The 19,380-nt window shown below is 62.0% G+C and carries 17 protein-coding genes; 9 read left to right on the plus strand and 8 right to left on the minus strand.

Annotated features, from left to right (window positions below; all coding sequences use genetic code 11):
* Positions 1–113 precede the first annotated feature (113 nt).
* Positions 114–1,586, minus strand: a complete 1,473-nt coding sequence (iaaH, locus tag HK439_RS11665) for an indoleacetamide hydrolase (protein WP_190291672.1) — start codon at positions 1,584–1,586, stop codon at positions 114–116.
* Between the two features lie 104 nt (positions 1,587–1,690).
* Positions 1,691–2,464: a helix-turn-helix transcriptional regulator gene (locus HK439_RS11670; protein ID WP_209011736.1), complete on the minus strand. Its 774-nt coding sequence runs from the start codon at positions 2,462–2,464 to the stop codon at positions 1,691–1,693.
* A gap of 260 nt (positions 2,465–2,724) precedes the next feature.
* Here HK439_RS11670 and HK439_RS11675 point away from each other — a divergent pair, with 260 nt between their 5' ends.
* Positions 2,725–3,579, plus strand: a complete 855-nt coding sequence (locus tag HK439_RS11675; RefSeq protein ID WP_328804141.1) for a hypothetical protein — start codon at positions 2,725–2,727, stop codon at positions 3,577–3,579.
* Positions 3,580–3,759: 180 nt separating this feature from the next.
* Here the strand turns inward: HK439_RS11675 and HK439_RS11680 are convergent, their stop codons facing one another.
* Positions 3,760–4,812, minus strand: coding sequence for a MaoC family dehydratase (locus tag HK439_RS11680; RefSeq protein WP_190291673.1), 1,053 nt, complete (start codon positions 4,810–4,812; stop codon positions 3,760–3,762).
* 200 nt (positions 4,813–5,012) lie between these two features.
* Here HK439_RS11680 and HK439_RS11685 point away from each other — a divergent pair, with 200 nt between their 5' ends.
* Positions 5,013–5,351, plus strand: a complete 339-nt coding sequence (locus HK439_RS11685; RefSeq protein ID WP_209011737.1) for a hypothetical protein — start codon at positions 5,013–5,015, stop codon at positions 5,349–5,351.
* Positions 5,352–5,401: 50 nt separating this feature from the next.
* Here HK439_RS11685 and glyA read toward each other — a convergent pair whose 3' ends face one another.
* Complete coding sequence (gene glyA, locus HK439_RS11690) at positions 5,402–6,721, minus strand: serine hydroxymethyltransferase (RefSeq protein ID WP_190291674.1); 1,320 nt, start codon at positions 6,719–6,721, stop codon at positions 5,402–5,404.
* Positions 6,722–6,838: 117 nt separating this feature from the next.
* Here glyA and HK439_RS11695 point away from each other — a divergent pair, with 117 nt between their 5' ends.
* Positions 6,839–7,729, plus strand: a complete 891-nt coding sequence (locus tag HK439_RS11695; RefSeq protein ID WP_190291675.1) for a LysR family transcriptional regulator — start codon at positions 6,839–6,841, stop codon at positions 7,727–7,729.
* 46 nt (positions 7,730–7,775) lie between these two features.
* Here the strand turns inward: HK439_RS11695 and HK439_RS11700 are convergent, their stop codons facing one another.
* Both HK439_RS11700 and HK439_RS11705 read right to left on the minus strand, forming a co-directional pair.
* Positions 7,776–8,912, minus strand: a complete 1,137-nt coding sequence (locus tag HK439_RS11700) for a GNAT family N-acetyltransferase (protein WP_190291676.1) — start codon at positions 8,910–8,912, stop codon at positions 7,776–7,778.
* Positions 8,913–9,086: 174 nt separating this feature from the next.
* Positions 9,087–11,075, minus strand: coding sequence for a protein meaA (locus tag HK439_RS11705; protein WP_190291677.1), 1,989 nt, complete (start codon positions 11,073–11,075; stop codon positions 9,087–9,089).
* Positions 11,076–11,371: 296 nt separating this feature from the next.
* Here HK439_RS11705 and ccrA point away from each other — a divergent pair, with 296 nt between their 5' ends.
* From ccrA to HK439_RS11720, 3 genes are all read left to right on the plus strand, one after another.
* Positions 11,372–12,679, plus strand: coding sequence for a crotonyl-CoA carboxylase/reductase (gene ccrA / locus HK439_RS11710; RefSeq protein ID WP_190291678.1), 1,308 nt, complete (start codon positions 11,372–11,374; stop codon positions 12,677–12,679).
* A gap of 456 nt (positions 12,680–13,135) precedes the next feature.
* On the plus strand, positions 13,136–13,669 hold the full coding sequence (locus HK439_RS11715) for a CAP domain-containing protein (protein ID WP_235987809.1): 534 nt from the start codon (positions 13,136–13,138) through the stop codon (positions 13,667–13,669).
* A 66-nt stretch (positions 13,670–13,735) separates the two neighbouring features.
* The gene (locus HK439_RS11720; protein WP_190291679.1) at positions 13,736–14,233 is read left to right on the plus strand and encodes a hypothetical protein; all 498 of its coding nucleotides are present in this window, start codon (positions 13,736–13,738) and stop codon (positions 14,231–14,233) included.
* 15 nt (positions 14,234–14,248) lie between these two features.
* Here HK439_RS11720 and HK439_RS11725 read toward each other — a convergent pair whose 3' ends face one another.
* A complete protein-coding gene (locus tag HK439_RS11725) occupies positions 14,249–14,983 on the minus strand; it encodes a GH25 family lysozyme (RefSeq protein WP_190291680.1) in 735 nt (244 codons plus the stop codon).
* Positions 14,984–15,235: 252 nt separating this feature from the next.
* Here HK439_RS11725 and xth point away from each other — a divergent pair, with 252 nt between their 5' ends.
* The gene (gene xth / locus HK439_RS11730) at positions 15,236–16,045 is read left to right on the plus strand and encodes an exodeoxyribonuclease III (RefSeq protein ID WP_190291681.1); all 810 of its coding nucleotides are present in this window, start codon (positions 15,236–15,238) and stop codon (positions 16,043–16,045) included.
* A gap of 4 nt (positions 16,046–16,049) precedes the next feature.
* On the opposite strand, the gene HK439_RS11735 is transcribed toward xth, so the two are convergent.
* The gene (locus HK439_RS11735; protein ID WP_190291682.1) at positions 16,050–17,024 is read right to left on the minus strand and encodes an NADPH:quinone oxidoreductase family protein; all 975 of its coding nucleotides are present in this window, start codon (positions 17,022–17,024) and stop codon (positions 16,050–16,052) included.
* 159 nt (positions 17,025–17,183) lie between these two features.
* Here HK439_RS11735 and HK439_RS11740 point away from each other — a divergent pair, with 159 nt between their 5' ends.
* Positions 17,184–17,729, plus strand: coding sequence for an RNA methyltransferase (locus tag HK439_RS11740; protein WP_190291683.1), 546 nt, complete (start codon positions 17,184–17,186; stop codon positions 17,727–17,729).
* Positions 17,730–17,829: 100 nt separating this feature from the next.
* Positions 17,830–19,374 carry an NADase-type glycan-binding domain-containing protein gene (locus tag HK439_RS11745; RefSeq protein WP_190291684.1) on the plus strand — a complete coding sequence of 515 codons (1,545 nt, stop codon included), beginning with the start codon at positions 17,830–17,832 and terminating at the stop codon, positions 19,372–19,374.
* Positions 19,375–19,380: the final 6 nt, after the last annotated feature.

Raw genomic sequence — 19,380 nt, forward strand, 5'->3', positions numbered from 1 at the left:
CGACTGCGTTGCGCCGCTTGCACGATGCGCCGCATCGCGCTTCACGACGCGCCTAGCCGAATGAACTGCTTTCAGACATCAAATGGCTCAAAGTTATCGCCCGATGCTCTAGCTTACGGCGCGGGCATGGCCGGCAGCAGGCCTTCCAGGGTCAGGCCGATGGCGAGCAGGTGCCGGTCGGAAAAGGCCGGGCCGTCCAGTTCCAGCCCCACGGGCAGGCCGTCCTTCGTCAGGCCGACCGGCAGGGTCAGGCCGGGAATGCCGGCGTTCGAGCCCGGATCGGTGTTGCGGATGAAGGTCGGGAACGTGGGCACGTCCTGGCCGTTCAGCTTGACCGTCTCGTCGGAGCCGGCAATCGGCTGGGCCGGCAGCGGCGTCGTCGGGAAGGCGATGGCGTCGAGATCGTTGACGACGAAGGTTTCCGCATAAAGCGCCTGCAGCTTCGGCCGGAAGTCGTTGATGGCGGCCAGATAGACCTCTTCCGGAATGGCCTTGTCGCCGAGGATCAGCTCATCGAAGACGAATTTCACGTCCGGACTGGCGACCTTGGCGGCGACGTCCTCGATGGTGATGCCGGTGCCGTTGTCCTTCAGGAACGCCGAGATATCGCCCTTGGCCTCCCACAGGGCAACCGGAAAGCCGATCTTGTCGTTCAAGGCCGCAACGTCGCTCATGTCGAGCGGCACCAGGGTGGCGCCGGCGTCTTCCAGGGCCTTCAGCGCGGCGGTCATCAGCCGGCCGGTTTCCGGATCGACATTGTCGTTGAAGGCGGAGGGAACGCCGATGCGCAGCGATTTCGGATCGGCGGGCTCAATCGTCGTCGCATCGCCGGTGATCACGCCGTCGAAGAGGACGAGATCGGCAATCGAGCGGGCAATCGGCCCGGCGGTGTCGCGGGTGTGGGAGATCGGCACGATCCCGCCTTGCGGATAGCGGCCGACGCTGGGGCGCAGGCCGGCAACGCCGTTAAGCGCTGAGGGAATACGCACCGAGCCGCCGGTGTCGGTGCCAAGCCCTGCCGGGGCCATCCGCCCGCCGACCGCGGCGCCGGTGCCGCCGCTGGAGCCGCCGGCAAAGCGGGACGGGTCATAGGCATTGGCAACCGCGCCGAAGGCGGCGTTGTTGGAGGTGATGCCGAAGGCGAGCTCATGCATGTTGGTCTTGCCGAGCAGGATCGCCCCGGCGGCCTTTAGCTTTGCCAGAACCGGGGCGTCCGTTGCCGGCACCCAGTCCTTCAGCGCGGGCGTTCCGGCGGTCGTCGGCAGGCCGGCTGCGGAAATGTTGTCCTTGACGACGATCGGCACGCCGGCAAGCGGGCCTGCGGCCTCGCCCTTGGCAATTGCAGCGTCCGCCGCCCTGGCGGCTGCCAGGGCGCCGTCGCCGTCGAGCGTGATGAAGGCATGGCCGGCTTCGTTCGCCTTGGCGTTGGCGAGCAGCGCCTCGACGAGGCTTTCGGACGTGATCTTGCCGTCCGCGATGGCCTTTGCGGCCTCGCCGGCGGTCAGGCTGGTGAGATCGTCCGCCGCAAAGGCGGGTGTGGCGGCAAGCGCCAGGGCCAGGACGGCCGTTTGAAGTCTGGTTTTCATGGTTTTCCCCTCTTGTCCGGTTTTCCGGAAGGCTCATGAAAGCGGGGAACCAGGCAACGCACATCCTCACAAATGAGGAGGGAAGGGCATTTATTTGAAAAATCTCAGTTCGGTCGGAGGCCGTTGATATGGGCAAGCAGGGCCGCGCGGCTGTCGAGCCCTGACTTCTGGAACACGTTGCGCAGGTGGGTGCGCACGGTCGTCACCGAGATGCCGAGGGCTTCGGCGATATCCGCATCGCGCCGGCCGGCCATGGCCAGCTTGACTACGTCCGTTTCCCGGGCCGTGAGGTGGAGCTCACCGGCCCAGTCGCGGATCCTTGTCACCGGGTCGGCGGCGGACAACCGGATTTCGAAGGCGCGCAGAGAACAGAGCGCGTTGGAAAAGGCGGTGCCGATCGCCTCCAGGATTTCCACGTCCCGCTGGTCGAAGGTGTCCCGGTTGCGGCCGCGCCAGATCCGGATATCGCCCACATGGGTCCGCCCGTCATAGGCATGGAAATTCATGCCGTGATGCAGCCCGTCGCGTGCCAGGAAATCGTTGAAGAACTCGGTCTTCCTGAGATCGTCCTGGGCCATGATCTCGTTGACATGGGTCGCCCTTCGCCGGTGGCGCAGGGCTTTCGTGATCGGATCGCGGTACTGGTAGTAGCGCTCGTAGGCCGAAAGATTCGCCGGGTTCATGTTGATCGACACCCGGTCCGTGTCGCCGTCCTTGTCCGACTTCCAGACATAGGAGGCGAAGTAATCGGCCTTTAAAAGATCAAGCAGCCGCTCGCCGACGCGCTCGCGCAGGCGCGTGCCGTCGCCGATGCGCGTCAGGTCCTGCATGATCCCGAGCAGCAGGGACGTTTCGCGGGACGAAAGTGTCGTCAGCATGTCCTCCTCCTACGGGGAGGATGATAGCGCTGCGGCGGGGTCAGGGCTATCCCGAATGTGAGGTGGGGGCGGTAGAGGATGGTCGGGAAGCCTGCTGCCTCCCCATTTCGTCATTCCAGACAAGTGAGGCGTGGGCCGAACGCTGATCTGGAATCCAGAAATCAGCCGCGCCTAAGCGCGTCCAAAGTTCTAATGAAAGAAATTAGTTCTTTAGTGTCCCAAAGCAGCTTGCTTTCACCAATCCGAAAGGAGGGTGACAAGTGATTGAAAAAACGTATTCTCAACTCATGGGAGAACAGTCAGCAATATTGACATTAAAAATTGATACAGATGAGCCCGTTGAATTACGGGATTTCGTTGGCGCATTCACTTCTCTCGCCAACGAATTTGAGCGTTATGTAGATGCGACCTATAGCGACGTAAAAACAGATCCCAAAATGTATGTCCGCGAAGTCAGGAGCGGGTGTATTGAGGCGGATTTGTTCACGGGATTAATGGCGGTTGCTGCAGCAACGATCACCCATATGGATCAAATTTTGATCCTAGAAGACTTCGTCAAGCGGTGGGGCCAGAGGTTCACATTTCTCCTGAAAGGAGAGGTTCCCGCGGGTGAACTGGAAGGCGCCAAGGAATTAAAAGACTGGGCAGATGCCGCACAATCAATTGCGACCGATCCATTGGCAGGACACCGCCTTGAGGTGGCGCATTTTGAAGATGGAAAAAGGCAAGTAAAGGCATCATTTCAGTTCAAGGCTTCTGAGGCTCGGACGGCTTTGCAAAATATCGAGGATCGAAAGAAGCTGCTCAATAAGCCGGAGACTGAAACCCATCAGCGTGTCTTGATGACGTTTACACGGTCTGACGTAAGCGACGTAAATGTTGGCAAGCGAACCGGCGAGTTAGTGAAGATCGAAGAAATATCCGATCAGCCGATGCCTCTAGTTTACGGCTCTGAAATCGCCGAAGAGCAAATCAAGCACGAAATTCGGGACGCTCACGATAACGTTTATCACAAAGGCTTCATTGTGGACGTTAGCGTAAAAATCGCAAACGGAGGCAGACCTGCGGCCTACGCGGTAACAAACCTACATCAAATAATTGATATTGGTGATTAGCTTAGCCGCATAATATCAGAATTGGTTGCCTCAAAAAGGGCTTGCGTAAACACCGCTGAAAACTCCCCTTCGGAGAAGTGCTCGCTGGCGCTCGCGCTGTCAGCTGGATTCCGGATCTCGTGATGGCGCTGGCGCGCCACACGGTCTGGAATGACGGGGGACTGAGGCGGCAGCCCCACCCTACTTCGGCATCAGCGCCCAATAATCAAAATCGAGGATGACGCCGTCTTCGTATGTGCCGTCGTCCGTCTTCAGCGGGAAATCGGCGCAGGGGCGGTTCTTGGTGGCGACCAGCCGCAGGCGCAGGGCGCCGACATCGGTGCGGCCTTCCAGCTCCGACTTGTAGAGCACTTCCGACCAGGCATAGACCGTGTCGCCGGCAAAGAGCGGGGCCACGTGGCGGCCGCCGTTGATCCCTGCGATATGGAAGGCATTGCCGAGGCCGTTGAAGGACAGGCCCCGGGCGAGCGATATGACGTGGCCGCCGTAGATCAGCCGGCGGCCGAAACGGCCCTGGCCTTCCGTGTGCTGGTTGAAATGCACCTTGGCCGTATTCTGAAACAGCCGGGTGGCGAGCTGGTGCTCGGCTTCCTCCACGGTCATGCCGTCCACATGGTCGATCTTTTCGCCGACCTCGTAGTCGCCGAAGCGGAATTTGGAGCCGGAAAGATCGTTGTCCCAATAGGCGGTGTCGAGCATGGGCACGGCGTTGCCGAGGGCGTCCGGGGTGATGGCGCCGGGCAGGTCCGGAACCACGGTGTCTGGCGCCGAGCTTTCCGGATCGCGCTTGTTGACCATGACCCAGCGGACATAGTCCAGCACCTCGGTGCCGTCCGCCGTATAACCGGTGGAGCGGACATAGACGACGCCGGTCTTGCCGTTGGAATTCTCCTTCTTGCCGATCACTTCCGAGACGGCCGACAGGGTATCGCCCGGATAGACCGGGGCGAGGAAGCGCCCGCCCGCGTAGCCGAGATTGGCGACGGCGTTGAGCGAAATATCCGGCACGGTCTTGCCGAAGACCACGTGGAAGGTCAGCAGGTCGTCGACCGGCGCATGGGCGTAGCCGAGTTCCCTGGCGAAGGCATCGGAGGACTGGACGGCAAAGCGGGAGCCATAGAGCGCGGTATAAAGCGCCACATCGCCGCTGGTAACCGTGCGCGGGGTCGCGTGCCGGATCACCTGGCCGACATAAAAGTCCTCAAAGAAATTGCCCGCATTGGTCTTGGTCACCGGCTCGCTCCCGCCTTCTGGTTCTCGTTTTGCCGATTAAGCCGTTTGCACCGCACAAGTGCAAGTCCGCCGTTTGGGGGAGGGGAAGCGCATTCACAGGCCACAGGCTCCAGTTACCTTTCCCCATTCCATCTTTTCGAATAGCGTTCCCAGCCGCGCCGGCGGCATGTGACCGGACACTTTCAGGGAATGGATTTGCCATGAAAAAACTGATCCGGATGGCGACGCTTGTCCTCGGTCTTGTCCTCGGTCTTGTCCTCGGTCCGGGCCTCGGCCTTCCGGGCTCCATTGCCCATGCCGACCGGGATCCGAACCGCCCGACCGACAAGATCGCCGCCGATCTCGGCATTCCGGAAGAGGTATTTTTAAACTGCTTCGATCCGGTCCGGCCGGAACCAAACAAATATCCAAGCCGCGAAAAACAGCGCGCCAACAAGGCCATCCTGCTCCCCTGCCTGCAAAAGGCGAACCCGGCGATCACCAACGAGTTTCTGGATTCGGTGATGGATCGCTACCGGCCGGAAGGGGCGTTTCGGTGAGGGGTGTCGAACGGGACGCTGCAAGCGCCTGACCTGTCGGCGTATGCGGCCTACCCGTTGACGTAATGCACCTTGTTGAAGGTCTTGCGCAGGGCGGCGGTCTTCGGGGCGAGGACCTCCGGGGTTTCGCTGGTCAGGGCTTCGGCCAGAAGGCCGGCGAGGGCGGGGATGTCCTCGACCGTCACGCCCCAGCGGACCAGTTCCGGCGTGCCGATGCGCAAGCCGTTGAGGTCGCCGTCGACCGGCGCGATGGGCAGGCCGATGCCGCAGGCGAGGAAGCCGGCCTTGGCGATCTTCTTTGCCGCCGTCTGACCGCCGCCGAAGGAAGCTGCTTCCACGGCGAACTGGTGCGAGGTGGTGAAACCGTGCGCCTTGGCGAAGACCGGGATACCTCGTGAGTCGAGTTCCGCTGCGAAGGCTTTGGCCGTGTCCTGCATGGCCTTGGCGTAGGCTGCGCCATGATCACGCCAGTCGAGCATGGTGAGCGCCAGGGCGGCCGTCTTGCCGGCATCGAAATTGGCGGTCATGCCGGGAAAGGCGATGGCGTCGAGCCTTCTGGCGAGGTCGGCGTCATTGGTAACGATCAGGCCGCCGGCCGGGCCGCCGAGGCTCTTGTAGGTGCTCATGGTCATCAGGTCGGCGCCGTTGTCGAGCGGGTTGGACCACGCGCCACCGGCGATGATCCCGCACTGGTGGGCGGCATCGAACAGGACGCGGGCGCCGACCTCGTCGGCAATGGCGCGGATCTCTTTCACCGGATGCTCGAACAGGTTCAGGCTGCCGCCGATGGTGATCAGTTTCGGGCTTTCCTTTTTCGCCAGCTCACGTAACCCGCCGAGGTCGACCGTGTAACCGTCCGCATTGACCGGGGCGTTGTGGATTGTCAAACCGTAAAGCCCGGCGCAGCCTGCCTCGTGATGGGTGACGTGGCCGCCGATGGAAGCCGGCGGGGCAATGATCGTGTCGCCGGGTTTGCAGATCGCCATGAAGGCATAAAGGTTGGCGATGGCGCCGGAGGGAACGCGGAATTCCGCGTATTTGGCCTTGAAGATCTCGGCTGAGAGCTCGGCGGCAATGACCTCGATTTCCTCGATCGCCTCCAGGCCGGTCTCGTATTTGTCGCCCGGATAGCCGAGGGACGCGCGTGACCCGAGCCCGGCGGAAAGCACAGCCTCCGCCTTGGGGTTCATCACGTTGGAGGCCGGGTTGAGGTTGAAACAGGCCTCTTCGTGAATGCGGCGGTTTTCCGCAATCAGCGCGTCGATGCGCCCGGCCACATTGGCCGATGGCTCCTCGGCATGCCTGGCGAGGGCCTGGACGTGGGCTTCACAGGTGGCGGGAACCCAAGGGCGGGGGCTGAGCGCGGTCATTCGGGCAACTCCGGTTTGATAATGACCACAGGAAAGCAGCGTTTCCCAATTGCCGCAAACCAGTTTTTCTGAATACTAGGCCTAGAAAAATTAGGGCTAAATTTTAGGGCTTAAAATATGCCGGTTGCGCCACCCCGTCCCAAGGGACCGCCGCTCAATGCGCTGCGCGCGTTCGAGGCCGCGGCCCGGCTCGGCAGCTTCGCCGCCGCCGCCGAAGAACTGTCGGTCACGTCCGGAGCGGTCGCCCAGCACATCAAGTCGCTGGAGGACTGGGCCGGGGCGCAGCTGTTCGAGCGCCGGTCGCAAGGGGTCCGGCTGACGGCGGCCGGTGCCAGCGTCCTTCCCGACTTCACCGATGCCTTCGACCGGCTCGGCGAGGCGACCCGGAAATTGAAATCAAAGGCCTCGCCCCATCGGCTCAGCATTGCGGCGCTGCCGAGCGTCGCCCAGCTCTGGCTGTCGCCGCGCCTGCCGGCCATCCGCCAGGCGTTGCCGGACGTCTCGATTTCGGTGACGGCCATGGAGCAGCCGCCCAATCCGAAGCGGGAACTGTTCGACTTCAGCCTGTTCTACAGGGAAGACGGCGAACGCGGCGACGGGATCGTGCTTGCAAGGGACGTGATCTTTCCCGTGGCGTCGCCGGAGCTGGCTGCGCAGATCAGGCAGCTCGAAGACCTTGCCGGGTTCGCCTGCCTGGAGGACGTCACCTGGAGCAGCGACTGGCCGGCATGGCTGGAAGCCGCCGGAGCGCAGGATCTCGAACTCTCGCGCGGGCCGGCGTTTTCGCTCTATGCGCTGGCGATCGAAGAGGCCCGCAACGGGGCCGGGATCGCGATCGGGCACGAGGCCCTGGTCCGCGCCGATCTGGAAGCGGGCCGGCTCGTGGCGCCGTTTGCAACCCGCGTTGAGACCGGCCGCAACCTGGTGCTCACCGTCTCCTCACGGCAGAACGGCAACGCCCATCTGGACAAGGTGGCGGCGCTGCTGATCGGCAGTGCGCACCGGTAGTCCTGGAGCGGGTTGCCGTCAAATATCAACGCAAACGCGATTCGCTCTAATCACACAATTTGATGGTCTGAATCAGCTCGTTTTTAATGCGCTTCAAGGCTCTCAGGGCCAAATAGGATCGCCCCTTCGCGGTGAGCGGAACCAGAATGCGGCCTAGCGGATAGGTTTGCGCACCGAAGTGCTTCTTGTAGTCGTGTGGGCCCGGTCCAAAGTAAAACTGACGAATCCCTCTTTCCAGAGCCCATTCGATCGTCTTGCAGATCAACACTGAACCTGGCGAGTATCTATACCAGTGCTCGTCACCCATTGAGATCAGCGAGCCGTGAAACTCGCTGTCTGAGACAAAGGCGAGGGCGACCGCGACTATTTCGTCATTTCGTCTCAATGCCAGAAGTGTTGTCTGCGCATAGCCATCGGAATAACTGTTCAGCGCATTTTTGAAAAACCGTTCCTGCTTTTCACTCCAGGGATCACGGGTAATACCGGCCTCCCGCAAGTGGCGCCTCTTGTATTCCATCAGCGACAACAGGGCTTTTTCGCGCTCGGCTGCGGTCTTGATTTCCGAGAATTCGACACCTTGCTCCGCCAGTTTCCGGCCTTTTCGTCTGGCCTCCTTAAACACGGACTTGGTTTTCAGTTGCGCTATGCTCTGCTCTCCATCCAGAGACAGAGCCAGGACTTCCGTCAGTTTTTTCATTCGGGACGAATGGAAAAAAGGATTGTCCAGGCCGCCTATCTTTTCCGGGAGATTGAAGGCATCAAAAAGATCGACATCCGTCAGCTTCTCCAAAATCGCATCGAGGATACTGTCGTATTCGCATTTTCGAATGGGCCGTTCTTTCGCAAGAACGGGCGCATTGACATCCACGACGTCCAGATCCGCCATGGTGGCAACTTTGAAAATGCCTCTGTCGATCGTCATCAGCGGCACCAACATAAGCGGATGCGTATCATCCTGCCGGCGGATGCTGAAAACGGAGAAGGTCGGATTGGAAAAACCGGCTCTTTCCGTTTGAATGGCATGAAGCACATGAGGTGACTGAAAGGGGGTCGAGACCGGACCGCCGGGCATTGAGGACCACAGATCCTTCAATTCAGCCAGCGTAGGCTGGTCATATCTCGTTACGGCGAAATTCGCGCCGAGATTTTGCCCTGAAATTTTTTCGGGTGCGGCCAGGGTCAATGTGAGAAAACCTGCATAAATTCAACACAAGCCGGTTAAATAATAACCGGGGTGAGTTATTAAAAAGTGAAATTCCATAGTCGAGTGATATCTGCGAGTTGCGATTTGACGCCTCCTGCAAAAAAGCGCGGAGGGCCGGTTGCGCCGGGATCGTGTCGCTCGACACCGGCATAACTAGGCCGCCTTTTCGGTTCCCGCGCCAACGATATTGACCACGTCGGCCATGATGTCGGTGAGCTGGAAGTCCTTCGGCGTATAGACGGCGGCAACGCCCATGGCCTTCAGGCTGGCGGCGTCCTCGTCGGGAATGATGCCGCCGACGACGACCGGAATGTCGTCGACACCGGCGGCGCGCAGCCGGTCCATGACATCGCGCACCAGTGCCAGATGGGAACCGGAGAGGATGGAGAGGCCGATGACGTGCACGTCCTCTTCCACCGCTGCGTTGACGATCTGGGCCGGGGTCAGGCGGATGCCTTCGTAGACCACTTCCATGCCGCAGTCGCGGGCGCGCACGGCGATCTGTTCGGCGCCGTTGGAATGACCGTCGAGGCCGGGTTTGCCGACCAGGAACTTCAGCCGGCGGCCGAGCCTGGCCGAGAGCGCGTCGACACCTTCGCGCACGGTGGCCAGGTCGCCGGCATCGTCACGGGCCGACTGGCCGACGCCGGTGGGCGCGCGGTATTCGCCGAAGACCTCACGCAAGGTCCGGCCCCACTCGCCGGTGGTGACGCCGGCCTTCGCGGCGGCAATCGACGGTTCCATGATGTTGCGGCCTTCGCTGGCGGCGGATTTCAGTTCGGCGAGCGCCGCGTCGACGGCGGCCTGGTCTCGCGCCTCGCGCCAGGCCTTGATCTTTTCGATGGCCTCGTCCTCGACGTGCTCGGGCACGGTCAGGATGGCGCCGCCCTCTGTGCCTGCCAGCGGCGAGGGCTCGGTCTCGGTCCACTTGTTGACGCCGACGACGATCTGCTCGCCGGCCTCGATCGCCGCCAGGCGTGCGGAGTTGGATTCCACCAGCTTGCGCTTCATGTAGCTCGATTCCACGGCGGCAATCGCCCCGCCCATGTCGTCGATCCGGGCGAGTTCTTCGCGGGCCTCTTCCTTCAGGGCCTCGACCTTTTTCGTGATCTCGGTCGAACCGTCGAAGATGTCGGCGTATTCCAGAAGGTCGGTCTCGTAGGCGACGATCTGCTGCATGCGGAGCGACCACTGCTGGTCGAAGGGCCGCGGCAGGCCGAGGGCCTCGTTCCAGGCCGGCAGCTGGACCGCGCGGGCGCGGGCGTTTTTCGACAGCACCACGGCGAGCATTTCCAGAAGGATGCGGTAGACGTTGTTTTCCGGCTGCTGTTCGGTCAGGCCAAGCGAGTTTACCTGCACGCCATAGCGGAAGCGGCGGTATTTTTCGTCCTCGACGCCGTAGCGCTCACGGCAGATCTCGTCCCACAGTTCGGTGAAGGCGCGCATCTTGCACATTTCGGTAACGAAGCGCATGCCCGCGTTGACGAAGAAGGAAATGCGGCCGACGGCCTGGGGGAATTCCGCGTCCGGGATGGCGCCGGAGGCCTTCATGCTGTCGAGAATGGCGACTGCCGTTGCCAGCGCGAAGGAGAGTTCCTGGACCGGCGTCGCGCCTGCTTCCTGCAGATGGTAGGAGCAGACGTTCATCGGGTTCCACTTGGGCATGTTGGAATAGGTCCAGGCGATCACGTCCGTAGTCAGCTTTAAAGACGGCGCCGGCGGGAACACATAGGTGCCGCGGGAGAGATATTCCTTGATGATGTCGTTCTGGGTGGTGCCGGAAAGGAGCTTGCGATCCGCGCCCTGTTCGTCGGCGGCAGCGGCATAAAGCGCCAGCAGCCAGGGCGCCGTCGCGTTGATCGTCATGGAGGTGTTCATGCGTTCAAGCGGAATCTCGTGGAACAGGGCACGCATGTCGCCGAGATTTGCAATCGGCACGCCGACCTTGCCGACTTCGCCCTTCGCCAGCAGATCGTCCGGGTCATAGCCCGTCTGGGTCGGCAGGTCGAAGGCGACCGACAGCCCGGTCTGGCCTTTGGCCAGGTTGGACCGGTAGAGCTTGTTGGATTCCGAGGCCGTGGAATGGCCGGCATAGGTGCGGAAAATCCACGGGCGGTCGCGGCCTTGTTCGGGCGTGCTCATCTTTTATCTCCCAAGGGGCCTCAAATTCGGCTCGTTTTCGCCGTTTGATGCCCTATTCGCGCTCTGGTTTTTGTTTTCTGAAACCATGCCGTTTTCTGCGGGGGCTGAAAAGCCCTTTTATATGCAATGCAAAAAGCAGCTTGGATTGAAAGGCAAGTTAAGCAATAGTCGTATAGAAATCGGCTGTTTTAAGCAGGATAGTTGCGCAAACAGGGGTTTTGGGCCCTGATCGGCTTTTGCATTGCGATAGTTTGAGCCAGCTTTCGCAAGCAAGGACGGAACCGGAGGAGACAAGAATGACGTCAACGGCACAAGCCAATGACAACCAGACGCCAGAGGCTGAACTCGTGACGGCACCTGTGAAAGATCTGTACGAACTGGGCGAAATTCCGCCGCTCGGCCATGTGCCGAAGCAGATGTATGCCTGGGCGATCCGGCGCGAGCGTCATGGTCCGCCCGAAGAGGCGATGCAGCTCGAAGTGCTGCCGACGTGGGAAATCGGCGACGACGAGGTGCTGGTGCTCGTGATGGCCGCGGGGGTCAACTACAACGGCATCTGGGCCGGCCTGGGTGAGCCGATCTCCGTCTTCGACGTGCACAGTGTGCCGTATCACATCGCCGGATCCGATGCCTCGGGCATCGTCTGGAAGGTCGGGTCGAAGGTGAAGCGCTGGAAAGTGGGCGACGAGGTCGTGATCCACTGTAACCAGGACGACGGCGACGACGAGGAGTGCAACGGCGGCGATCCGATGTTCTCGCCCTCGCAGCGGATCTGGGGTTACGAGACCCCGGACGGGTCGTTTGCCCAGTATGCCCGCGTCCAGGCGCGCCAGCTGATGCCGCGGCCGCAGCACCTGACCTGGGAAGAATCAGCCTGTTATACGCTGACGCTGGCGACCGCCTACCGCATGCTGTTCGGCCACCGTCCGCACATCCTGCGTCCGGGCGATAACGTCCTGGTCTGGGGTGCATCGGGCGGGCTCGGCGTGTTCGCCACCCAGCTGTGCGCTGCGGCCGGCGCCAATGCCATCGGGGTGATTTCCGAAGAGGACAAGCGCGATTTCGTCATGAGCCTCGGCGCCAAGGGCGTGATCAACCGCAAGGACTTCAAGTGCTGGGGCCAGTTGCCGAAGGTCAATTCGGAAGAATACAAGGCCTGGTTCAACGAGGTGCGCAAGTTCGGCAAGGCGATCTGGGACATCACCGGCAAGGGCGTCAACGTCGACATGGTGTTCGAGCACCCGGGCGAGGCGACCTTCCCGGTCTCCACCTTCGTGGCCAAGCGCGGCGGCATGGTGGTGTTCTGCGCCGGCACGACCGGCTTCAACATCACCTTCGATGCCCGTTACGTGTGGATGCACCAGAAGCGTATCCAGGGATCGCACTTTGCCCATCTGAAGCAGGCGTCCGCCGCCAACAAGCTGATGATCGAGCGGCGGATCGATCCGTGCATGAGCGAGGTCTTCCCGTGGTCGCAGATCCCCAAGGCGCATACCAAGATGTGGAAGAACGAACATGCGCCGGGCAACATGGCCGTGTTGGTCAACGCGCCGACCACGGGCCTGCGCACCTTCGAGGACGTGCTCGACGCGGGCAAAAGTTGATTTTTTAAAAGCTCCCAGGGGCTCAAGGTCTGCTTGAGCCGCCCGGGCCTGTCTCTCGCGGCAGGCCACACCGACCAGCCCGCCTCGGCGGGCTGGTTTTGTTTTTGAGGTGGTGGCAGCCCACTCCGGTGGGTTGGTTTTGGGATGTTGGCGCCTTTGGTGTTGGGGTTAGGCACGGCCTTACCCCACACACAACCGTCACCCCGGCCTTGAGCCGGGGCCTACTCGCAACACCGCTTGCCGCAGCTTCAATCGGGACGACAAGAGCTCTGCAAACGAGTAGGCCCCGGATCTCCGCTTCGCTGCGTCCGGGGTGACGGTCGGGGGGCGCCTTCAACTGCGCCGCTTTTTCCCGCATATCCCGCGCTTCGCCTCAAATATGCTTTGTTCGGCGGCAATTCCTGTTTCAGGATCGGACGGTCCCTTCGGGGATTTATTTCAGGCAGAGCGAAGTTCATGAATGCATTCAAGATGTTGACCGGCTCGGCAAAGCGAATCGGCCTTGCCGGTTTGGCCGCTCTTCTCCTGTCTGCCTGTGTTTCGGAGACGACGGAGACGCCGTCGTTTTACAGGAGCATGGCCCGGGTCGATGCCGCCGTCGATCAGCAGACCGCGGCGCAGATGATTTCCCAGTACCGGGCCAACAGCGGGCTCGGACCGGTCACGGTCGATCCGGCGCTGACCGCCATCGCCCTGTCCCAGGCGCGGGCCATGGCCAAGGCGGGCGACGTCCGGGCGTCCTTGCCGAAGGCGCAACAGCTTGAAACCCGCATGGCCTCGATCGGCGAGCCGGGAACTTACGCGGTCGAAAACGTCAGCGGCGGTTACCGCACGCTGGCCGAAGCCTTTTCCGGCTGGCGGGACTCGCCCAAGCACAACAAGGTCATGCTCGACGACAAGGCGACCCGGCTGGGGATCGCGACGGCTTACGCGCCGAATGCCAAACACAAGGTGTTCTGGTCCCTGGTGATGGCAGGGCCGAAACCCTAGGCCCGATTATCCGTTTGTATTATCGCAGCCCGAGACGCTAACGTTCCCTGGAAACAGGGGGAAGTCATGCGTCATTTGCTGGGATTACCGGTCTTGTCCGGTTCGTTGGTCATCGCGGTCTTGCTGTCAGTCCTGACTGTGCGGGCGCAAGGCTTCGATTCTCATGCCGGGTATTATTATCCGGAACCGCAAACGCGCGAAACCTACGTCTCCGACACCAAGCCGGCTGCCGAAGCAACGGAAAGCTCCCGGGCGGCGTTCGTCGTCGGGCTGGCCGCACAGCAGTTCGAACAGAACCATATTCCGGGCTATCACCTGTTCGCCAAGGGCGAGCACCTGGAAAAGCTGATCATCGTCGCCACCGGCGACGGGCAGTACGACACGCTCTATCGGCTGAGGGCCCTGTTGGCGTCGCTTACCTCCATGGCCCGGGGGACGCCGCTCTTTTCCCAGACCGCGGAGCCGTACAAGTTCAACTTTCTGGATTTCTGCAAGCTGCTGGGCTTCACCCAGGTCACGGTGAGCAACGGCAGGGACATGGCCCACCAGATCTTCATCCGCTAGGTCCGTGACCCGGCCCTAGAACCGCTTCAGCTTGCCGTCCATCCAGTCCTTGAACTGGGACTTTGCGCCGAAGAAGACGTTGCGGTCGACTTCGCCCTGAATGCCGTCGACCTTGCCCTCGGCCGTGTACTGCCAGAAGTACCAGTCCTCGCGATTCTTGTAGACCCGGTTGGGATAGGCGGCGACCGAGCGCAGCCAGAACTGTTCCTTGTGCAGGGCGTCGACAAGGCGATCGCGGTGGAAATCGACCGAGGAATAGATCACCGGCCGTTTGCCGTAATGATTTTCCATGGCGTCCAGAAACGCGTTCATGTCGCGCAGGACTTTCTCACGGTCCGGCCGCTCCTGGCAGGTCTTGGAGTGGGCGTTCCACTCCATGTCGAGCACCAGCGGGAGGGCCTCCGGGTCGACGGGGATGTTTTCCTGCACCCAGGCGATCTGTTCCTCCACCGGGCGGCAGAAGTAATAGAAGTGATAGGCGCCCCGCGGGAGGCCGGCGGCCTTCGCACCGTGCCAGTTGTCAAGGAAACGCGGATCCATGTGGTCGCCGCCCTCGGTCGCCTTGAGCCAGGCGAAGGAAATTCCGTCATTGCGCACTGCGTTCCAGTCCACGTCCCCCTGCCAGCGGGAAATGTCGATGCCGTGGACGGCATAGTCTTCAGGCGTCGGGTCCGGAAACTCGTAGCCGGAGCAGGAGCCCAGGAAAATCAGTGCGATAACGGGTAGAAGGCGTCTGAAACAGAAACTCACGGCGCGCTCGTTTGATTAAGGAAGTGCTGAAACTCGCCCCTAAAATGACCGAGTTTTCCTAACGGAATATGGAGACCGCGCGATTGTGAACAAGATCGCCTGTCTTTCAATGGGCGGAGAAGGGTGAGTGACCTTGCCTGGTCCTGTTGTGACAGGATGCCTGAATCTTACCGGGAAAGGCCCTAGGCGTATGGCATCCGAATCCCTATGACTAGGGACAATCGGTCGATTTGCCCTTCGAAAAGGATTCCCATGCCCAAGCGCCTGACCATCGTGACCTGGAACATCAACTCCGTCCGGCTCCGGATGCCGATCGTGGAAAAGCTCCTGGCGGAAGTGAAGCCGGATGTGCTGTGCCTGCAGGAAACGAAATGCCCGGATGCGAATTTTCCCGAAGGCGCGTTCCGCAAGGCCGGCTACGAGCATATCGCGATCAACGGCCAGAAGGGCTACCACGGGGTGGCGACCGTTTCGCGCCTGCCCTTGGAAAACATCGAGCGCCGCGAATTCTGCGCCATGGGCGACAGCCGCCATATCGCCGTCGACGTGCCGTTCAACGGATCGGCTCTGCGGCTGCATAATTTCTATGTCCCGGCCGGGGGCGACGAGCCGAACCGGGAGATCAATCCGAAGTTCGGCCACAAGCTCGATTTCTTCGCCGAGATGAAGGACTGGCTGAAGGGCGAGGAGACCGCCCGTCCGGCCGTTCTGGTCGGCGATCTCAACGTGGCGCCCTACGAGGCGGACGTCTGGTCGCACAAGGCGCTTTTAAAGGTGGTCAGCCACACGCCGGTGGAGACGGACCTCTTCGAAAACGTCCGCGAATCCGGCGGCTGGATCGACGCCATGCGCCGGTTCACGCCCATGGAGGAGAAGCTCTACACGTGGTGGAGCTACCGGGCCAAGGACTGGTCGGCCGCCGACAAGGGCCGCCGTCTCGACCATGTCTGGGTGTCGCCGCCGCTGTCGGACGCCATCAAGGGCGCGCAGGTCCTGCGCGACGCGCGCGGCTGGGAAAAGCCGTCGGACCACGCGCCGGTGATCGCGGAGTTCTCCGTGTGATCCCTTAAGGGGTTACGATCACCTTGCCGAGCACCTTGCGGGCGGCGATTTCCTCCAGGGCGGTGGAAATGTCCTCCAGCGGATAGATCGCGTGGATATGCGGATTGAGCCGCCCCTGGCCGACCCACTCCAGCAGCTGGCGCATGTTTTCCTGATGGCCTTCCGGATCGCGCACGACGGCTTCGCCCCAGAAGACGCCGCGGATGTCGCAACCCTTGAGAAGGACGAGGTTCAACGGGATCTTCGGGATTTCCCCGGCGGCAAAGCCGATTACCAGGAAACGGCCTTCCCAGGCGGTCGCGCGCAGGGCCTGTTCGGCCAGTTCGCCGCCTACGGGATCGTAGACCACGTCCACGCCTTCGCCGTTGGTCAGGCCCTTCAGCGTTTCCTTCAGGGGTTGCGTGGAATAGTTGACGGTCTCCGCCGCGCCGAGGCTTCTGGCAAAGGCGAGTTTCTCATCGGAAGAGGCGCAGGCAATGACCCGGCAGCCCATGATCGTGGCGATTTCCACCGCCGCCTGGCCGACGCCGCCCGACGCCCCCAGCACCGCGACGGTTTCGCCTTGCTGCAGTTTTGCCCGATCGCGAAAGGCATGAAGCGTCGTGCCGTAGGTGACCGTCAGTCCGGCGGCCGCCTCGAAGGAAACCTCATCCGGCAGTTTGACCAGCCGGTCCTCGCAGGTGATGACCAGTTCGCGCGCCCCGCCGTAGCCGAGGTAACCCATGACCCGGTCGCCGGGCGCCACGTCTTCCACGCCTTCGCCGATCGCCTCGACGACCCCGGCAAATTCCGCCGAAGGCGAAAACGGCAGGGCCGGTTTGGTCTGGTACTTGTTCTGGATGATCAGCGTGTCGAAGAAGTTCAGCGCGCAGGCTCTGACCCGCACCAGAACGTCTCCGGGTCCCGGGACCGGATCCGCTATATCTTCGATGACGAGCGAGGAGGGAGGCCCGAAGGCTTTGCAAAGGCAGGCTTTCACAAGCTGAAATCTCTCAAGATATTAAAAACAATGAGGGTGTTGGTAGCATGCTCCCGCCGGAGCTTAAAGGCTTCATTAACCGTCTTTCGTCCTGCTGCGGTTGAATTTTCCGGGCTGGCCGGTATTTAGAGCCGACTTTACTGGAGATGGACTTTCGGAATGCGCGGATATTTTGCAGTCGGAGCGGAGGGGCTTTCGAAACGGATGAACCTCGGTACGCTCATGCGCTCCGCGCATGCGTTCGGGGCAAGTTTCTTCTTCACCGTCGATGCGGACAAGGCGATCCGCAAGGCGCCGCCGTCCGATACCTCCAAGAGCCCGGGGCATCTGCCCTATTTCGCCTGGGACAGCGTTGACACCATGGATCTGCCGCGCGGCTGCCAGCTGGTCGGGATCGAGCTGACCGACGAGGCGATCGACCTGCCGAGCTTCGGACATCCCCTGCAGGCGGCCTATGTGCTCGGTCCGGAACGGGGCTCGCTGTCTCCGGAAATGCTGGCGCGTTGCGATCACGTGGTAAAGATCCCGACCAGGTTCTGCATCAATGTTGCGATGGCAGGGGCCATCGTCATGTATGACCGCCACCGGGCGCTGGGCCGTTACCGGGAACGCTCCATTACCGCCGGCGCGCCGAGTGCGGACATTCCGAAACATGTCCAGGGCGGACCGATCATGCGGACCGGCCGGAAGGTGCCGGGCAACTGACGTTCGGAGCCTGGTAAGGCCGGCTTGCGGAATTGAATCTTGCATCTTCCCTTGCGGCGGGATTTTCTATTCCCAACGGGAACGGACCGGAGTGGGGTCGGTGAGGCGCTTCTTATGTCTTTACTGGGTGATTTTGGGGAGTTTGCTCGGGCTGTCTGTTCCGATCTCCGCGAGCGCGGCTGACCGCGTCGCGCTTGTCGTCGGCAACGGGGCCTATCGCTATGCCTCCGAGCTGCCGAACCCGCCCAACGATGCGGCCCTGATGGGCCGCACGCTTGCCGGTCTCGGCTTCGACGTGATCCAGGTGATCGACGGTGACCAGCGCGCGCTTCTGAACGCTTTGACCCAGTTCGGACGGGCGGCGCAGAATGCGGATATCGCACTGGTTTTCTACGCCGGCCACGGCGTGCAGGTGGGCGGGCGCAACTGGCTGCTGCCGGTCGATGTCCATGTGGAAGCCTCCACGGACCTGCCGGGGCAGGCGGTCCGTGCGGAGGATCTCTTAGAGATCATGGACGCATCGGGCGCGCGGCTGAAGCTGGTGTTCCTGGATGCCTGCCGGAACAATCCGCTGCCCCGGTCGCTGACGCGGGGCACGACCAGGGGGCTTGCCCGGCTCGATGCGGGCACGGCAGGCACCATGATCGCATTCGCGACCGCTCCCGGCGATGTCGCGTCCGACGGGACCGGGGCGAACAGCCCCTTTACCACGGCCCTTGCGCGCTACATCCGCCAGCCGGGGCTCGAGGTCCGTCAGATGATGGGTAAAGTCCGCGAGGCGGTCTACGATGAGACCGGCAAACGCCAGCTTCCCTGGGTCAACGAGGCCCTGATCGGCGAGTTCTATTTTGCAGGCCTGCCTCAGACCGCGGCCACGCCGCCTGTGACGACGCCGCCTGGGACCACTCCGACTGCGATCGCTCCGGCTGCGGCCGACGGGGATCCCTCGGCTAGCGCCTTCGCCCTTGCCGAAAGGGTCGGAACCGTTGCCGCCTACGATGCCTTTCTGTCCCGGTATTCCGACGGATTCTATGCGGACATCGCCCGTGCGGCGCGGCAGAAGCTTGTCGGCGAAGGGGCTTCCGCTGGCGCGAGCGAAACGACGGACACCGACACAGGTGACCAGGGAAACATCGTGGTGGTGAATACCGCCCCGGCGCATCTGGACCCGCCGAATTACGGCAACGGGACCTGTGTGGCGCGCACCGTCGGCGGTTCGCATCTGACCTATTGCTCCTCCTCCGTGCTCGATCCCCAGTACGGCAACCGGTACGGCCCGGGAAACCTGACCGACGGGGATCGTGCGACGGCCTGGGTGGAGGGCGTCGGCGGGACGGGGACCGGTGAACGGATCCTGATCAATTTCGGCTCGGAACGCCGGTTCGCCGGCATCGACATCACCAACGGTTACACCAAGAACAAGAGCATCTTCACCAAGAACGGCCGTGTCAGGAGCGCAACGGTCAGGCTGTCGGACGGATCCAGCTATGACCTGCCGCTGAGCGACACCATGAACGTGCTTCGCAAGCGTCTGCAGAGACCCGTCGCGGCAACCTGGATGGAGCTCAGAATCGATGCCGTCTACGACGGATCCAAATACCAGGACACGGCGATTTCCGAGCTGATCCCGGTCTTCGCCGATTAGCGCCGC

This window comes from Roseibium aggregatum, from assembly GCF_014692675.1.
GTDB lineage: Bacteria > Pseudomonadota > Alphaproteobacteria > Rhizobiales > Stappiaceae > Roseibium > Roseibium aggregatum_C.

Excerpts from the sequence above, each read along its gene's own strand:
- ccrA (WP_190291678.1), top strand. The coding sequence starts at position 11,372 with ATGACGTCAACGGCACAAGCCAATGACAACCAGACGCCAGAGGCTGAA.
- glyA (WP_190291674.1), bottom strand. The coding sequence starts at position 6,721 with ATGACCGCGCTCAGCCCCCGCCCTTGGGTTCCCGCCACCTGTGAAGCC.
- HK439_RS11720 (WP_190291679.1), top strand. The coding sequence starts at position 13,736 with ATGCGTCATTTGCTGGGATTACCGGTCTTGTCCGGTTCGTTGGTCATC.
- HK439_RS11740 (WP_190291683.1), top strand. The coding sequence starts at position 17,184 with ATGCGCGGATATTTTGCAGTCGGAGCGGAGGGGCTTTCGAAACGGATG.
- HK439_RS11685 (WP_209011737.1), top strand. The coding sequence starts at position 5,013 with ATGAAAAAACTGATCCGGATGGCGACGCTTGTCCTCGGTCTTGTCCTC.
- HK439_RS11695 (WP_190291675.1), top strand. The coding sequence starts at position 6,839 with ATGCCGGTTGCGCCACCCCGTCCCAAGGGACCGCCGCTCAATGCGCTG.
- xth (WP_190291681.1), top strand. The coding sequence starts at position 15,236 with ATGCCCAAGCGCCTGACCATCGTGACCTGGAACATCAACTCCGTCCGG.
- HK439_RS11715 (WP_235987809.1), top strand. The coding sequence starts at position 13,136 with ATGAATGCATTCAAGATGTTGACCGGCTCGGCAAAGCGAATCGGCCTT.
- iaaH (WP_190291672.1), bottom strand. The coding sequence starts at position 1,586 with ATGAAAACCAGACTTCAAACGGCCGTCCTGGCCCTGGCGCTTGCCGCC.
- HK439_RS11705 (WP_190291677.1), bottom strand. The coding sequence starts at position 11,075 with ATGAGCACGCCCGAACAAGGCCGCGACCGCCCGTGGATTTTCCGCACC.
- HK439_RS11670 (WP_209011736.1), bottom strand. The coding sequence starts at position 2,464 with ATGCTGACGACACTTTCGTCCCGCGAAACGTCCCTGCTGCTCGGGATC.